General features: G+C 65.1%; 5 protein-coding genes. 3 read left to right on the top strand and 2 right to left on the bottom strand.

Features of this window, described 5'->3' with window-relative positions; translation table 11 throughout:
* Both cas3 and csb2 read right to left on the bottom strand, forming a co-directional pair.
* Positions 1–1,559: CRISPR-associated helicase Cas3' (cas3, locus tag VNM24_17560; protein ID HWQ40388.1), on the bottom strand; the 1,559-nt coding region annotated here is incomplete at its 3' end.
* A gap of 66 nt (positions 1,560–1,625) precedes the next feature.
* On the bottom strand, positions 1,626–2,600 hold the full coding sequence (csb2, locus tag VNM24_17555; GenBank protein ID HWQ40387.1) for a type I-U CRISPR-associated protein Csb2: 975 nt from the start codon (positions 2,598–2,600) through the stop codon (positions 1,626–1,628).
* A gap of 252 nt (positions 2,601–2,852) precedes the next feature.
* On the opposite strand from csb2, the gene VNM24_17550 reads away from it, so the two are divergent.
* The 3 genes from VNM24_17550 to VNM24_17540 all read left to right on the top strand — a co-directional run.
* Complete coding sequence (locus tag VNM24_17550; protein HWQ40386.1) at positions 2,853–3,107, top strand: type II toxin-antitoxin system prevent-host-death family antitoxin; 255 nt, start codon at positions 2,853–2,855, stop codon at positions 3,105–3,107.
* 113 nt (positions 3,108–3,220) lie between these two features.
* Positions 3,221–3,445, top strand: a complete 225-nt coding sequence (locus tag VNM24_17545) for an AbrB/MazE/SpoVT family DNA-binding domain-containing protein (protein HWQ40385.1) — start codon at positions 3,221–3,223, stop codon at positions 3,443–3,445.
* Between the two features lie 9 nt (positions 3,446–3,454).
* On the top strand, positions 3,455–3,907 hold a 453-nt coding region (locus tag VNM24_17540; protein HWQ40384.1), incomplete at its 3' end, for a type II toxin-antitoxin system death-on-curing family toxin.

Raw genomic sequence — 3,907 nt, 5'->3', positions numbered from 1 at the left:
CCACCGGAGAGATCCGGATCGGTATCGAAGAGATCGTCGAGATCGAAGCGCCGGAGGACGGGGCCTTCGAGTGGGAGCGAGATCGACAGGTTCGATAGCGTCTCGGGAGAGAGCGACCCACCGTGCTGTTTCTCCACTTTTTCGAGAAGCTTACGCGCTTCTTCGAGGGCTTGAGCGTCGTAGGGTAAGCTCGCCTCGCGCTTCCGCCGCTCGTAGTCGCCCTCCGACTCGTTCTCCTTGCGTGCTGGAGGAAGCGGCTCGAAGACGACTGCCATGGCGGGCTGTCGAGTGCCATTCTTGACATCCTGTGCGCTCGGTCGCGTGCCGCTTCGATTCAGTCGTCCAAGCCGCTGCACGAGCGACGGCCACGGGCATAGCTCCGTGAAGAGCGCATCAGCGTCGAGGTCCACGCCGGCTTCGAGGACCTGCGTCGTGACAACGACGCGTCCGGAAGCGGGCGTAGCGCTCTCGACTGCTCTCGTCAACTCATGCCGGTCATACGGGCGCATGCGGGCATGAACGAGGAGGACCTCCGGCCCGGCTCCGGCGCTTTCGCGAAGACGAGCGTGGAGTTCGCGCGCACGCTTGACCTGGTTCACGAAGACGAGCACTAGACGCCCTTCCTGCGCTTCATCGAGGATGGATGCGAGCAAATCGGGACTCTCGATCGTCCAGCCGGGCGCGACCGTCTGCGCGGCATCTGCGGACGCTGGCTTGCGTTTGCCACGCAATGACTTAGCCGCAACCTTCGCAGCCTCACCGCGTTCAAGACGTAACTCAAGGTGCTTGGGCGCTCTCCAGCGCGCTTTGAAGTCCGGGTGCTTGAGGTCAGCATTCGTGTGGCGGTGCGGCGCCTTGGTGAGACCTCGGCCTGTACGCTCCGGCGAGCACATCCACTCGGGAACGCCGGTAGGTCCCGCCTTGCTACCAAGCGTGGCGCTCATCCAGATTGTCTGGCGCAGCCCGTGGGATGGCGGCGCGTCGTCCCAGAACTGCTGGAGCTGCACACTCGTCGTGCGCCCCGGTCCCATGAGCTGAACCTCATCCATTACCCAGAGGGCGTCAATGTTGAGAAACCCGAAGTCGATGGGCCACTCCTGAGGCGGCATGGCGAAGCCGCGGTTAAGCGCCCGCGAGAGCAGCATGTCTTGCGTCCCAACCACGATAACCTCATGCTCGGGATAGGCGCGCCAGTCATCCTGCGATTCGCCACCCATCAGCGCGACGACGGCGACCCTGTCGTTTTGCCCCCAGTCGATTTCGTAGCGATCGAGCCGGACGCCGTCGAACGTCGCCCTGCCAGCAAGAAGCCCGAGGTTGTTCAGCCAGCGGATAACACAGGCGCGCGTTTGCTCCACGAGCACGCGCATCGGAAGACAATACACGAGCCGACGTGGGGTCGCCTTGCCGAAGCGCGCGTGGCGCCGACGCCAGAGCCAAGCTAGGACGACGGCAGCGGTCTTGCCGGTCCCCGTCGGAACCTCGAGCAACTCAGGGAGCCGTTCGCTCAGAGCGAGATCTCGTTGGTAGGGGAACGGTGTACGCCCGCTAATGCCCATCGCGCGGGCGAACCATGTGGCGAAGCACTGGCTAGTGTCACCTATTGTGCTCATGACTCAATTCCACTACACCCAATGTCCGTGGAACCGTTTTCCACGACCACTTTCGTGTTCGGCATCCATCGGTCGACACACTCCATAGGCCCGAAACCGCCCCGCCCCGACGAGCAGCGGCCCGCACACGGGTTCGTCGAAGACGAGGATCGCGTGGGTGTGCTGGCGTTCGCTTCCGTCTTTGCGTGCAAGGCGCGGGAACGCGAAGGCGGGCGGAACACCGAAATGCACGGAGACCGGAGTGACGATGACCTCGCGCGGCTTCGGCAAGCCAACGCGGATGCACGCTTCGGCGATCATGGCGGCGGCTTCCTGTTGGTGCTGCGCCTTGTCTTTGGCTTTCGGGTGGCGGTCGAAGGCGATGGGTGTCACCGTGGCCCAGTGCGTTGCCCCGCGCGGATGCGCGGTCCAGGCTTCCGGGTGCAGATTCCACGGCGGTTGCGACATCGTCACCGGCTCCACACTCCAGACACCCAAGGGGCCGAGCTTGAGTTCGTGCACGGCGGCGATGGCGCGCAGTGCTTCGCGGCGCTCGTCGCGGGATATGCGGAACGGCAGGGCGAGACCCATGCCGAGCAGGTGGCCATCGGCGTGCTCGTGGCCGACGAACGCAAGAGGGAGGAAGGCGAGGTGCGGATCGTCCGCTGGATCGCCATTGGCATCGTGGCCGCTCAGCATGCAGCGAACCCGTTCGGAAAGGCCGTTGCTGTGGCTCAGGATCGCCTTGCGCCAGCGTTGGACAACCGACAATGTGGTGGCGAGATTGAGGTTACGATGTGAGCCTGGCTTCGCGCTCAGCCTCAATATCAGCGGATGGGGGGCAAATACAGGCCCCGGTGCGCCGGTTGCAGCAACTACGTAACCATGTCGCCGATGATTGTGATACGGCGATAGCCCGCGCTGTTGCCTCTCGGGCAAATCATCGCCTTGTGGCCCTCTGGGATGCTTCGTGGCTTCCGTCCGGCTCTCTGGATCGTTCGTTTGCATTTCCATTACCTCGAGCGCGATGGTAACCGCGCGTTGTAATGGGACCCTCTGGATATAGCGCGTCGCTTTTGCCTCTTATGCGCCCGATTGCGAGCTTGAGCTTGCATCCGAATGGCGAGGATAAGCGGCCATTTGCTGGTCACGCGAACGCGCGCTTGCAATAGCCATTGCAACTCGTCACGGTCCTCGCATTGCTCGCGCGGGACCGTCATGGCTACGATGCGACACTTGGAGCTATGCGGAGCCGAACACGTGAAAGTCCCGATCCGCGAAATGAAGAATCGGCTGGCGAAGTACCTGCGGCTGGCGCAGGCGGGCATGGACGTGATCGTCACCGACCGCGGGCGGCCGATCGCGCGGCTCACCGCCGTCGAGGTGTCGCCCGAACACGCGGAGGCCGCATACCTGCGGCGAATCCGCGCGCTGCCTTGGGTGCGGCCGGGCAGGCGCGGCAAGGTGAAGGGTGCGAAGCGCCCGATCCGCCTGAATCCGGGTGGCCAGACGTAAGCCGAATGCGCTTGGCGACAAAATAGCAGGCGTTGTAAACGGCGCGCTGCTTGGGCGCCATCCGCCTCCTTCCGCATATAACGCCCGTTATAATCCGCGACGGAGGCGCTTCCATGAAGATCAAGATCACCACCGTCGGCAATTCGGCCGGGATCGTGCTGCCGAAGGCGCTGCTTGCGCGGCTGCACCTCGCCAAGGGCGACGTGCTCTACGCGACCGAGCTTCCCGACGGCATCAAGCTCTCGCCCTACGATCCGCGCATCGCCCGGCAGATGGAGGTCGCCGAGCGCGTAATGCGCAAGCGCCGCACGCTCCTTCGCAAGCTCGCCGAGAGCTGAGCCGGCGCGATGATCGTCTGGCTGGAGAAGGCGGCGGTGCTGGCGATCCACGACCGCCAGATCGCCGAGCATGGCGGAAGCGCGGGAGTGCGCGACGAAGGGCTGCTCGAATCGGCGCTCGCCCGGCCGCAGCAGTTGCACGCGTACGGCGATCCGGCGCCCGATCGCGCGGACCTTGCGGCGAGCCTCGCGTTTGGGCTCGCGCGCAACCATCCGTTCGTGGATGGAAACAAGCGAACCGCGGCGGTGTGCGGCGAGGCGTTTCTGGAGCTGAACGGCATGACGCTGGAGGCCGAGGATCTCGAGCTTTATCCGCAGTACCTCGCCCTCGCCGAAGGCAGGCTCGCCGAGCGCGAATTCGCCGAATGGCTGCGGCCGCGGCTGCGGCGCCGGCCGCGGGGCGAGGCGCACGAGCCCCGCGCGCGCTATCGGGCGAAGCGGCGCGGCGCGCGAAGCGCCCGG

This window comes from Burkholderiales bacterium, from assembly GCA_035560005.1.
In the GTDB taxonomy this organism is placed as follows: domain Bacteria; phylum Pseudomonadota; class Gammaproteobacteria; order Burkholderiales; family Eutrophovitaceae; genus DASRFY01.
Note: the sequence above shows the minus strand (reverse complement) of the source record. Positions and strands in the feature narration are given on the sequence as shown.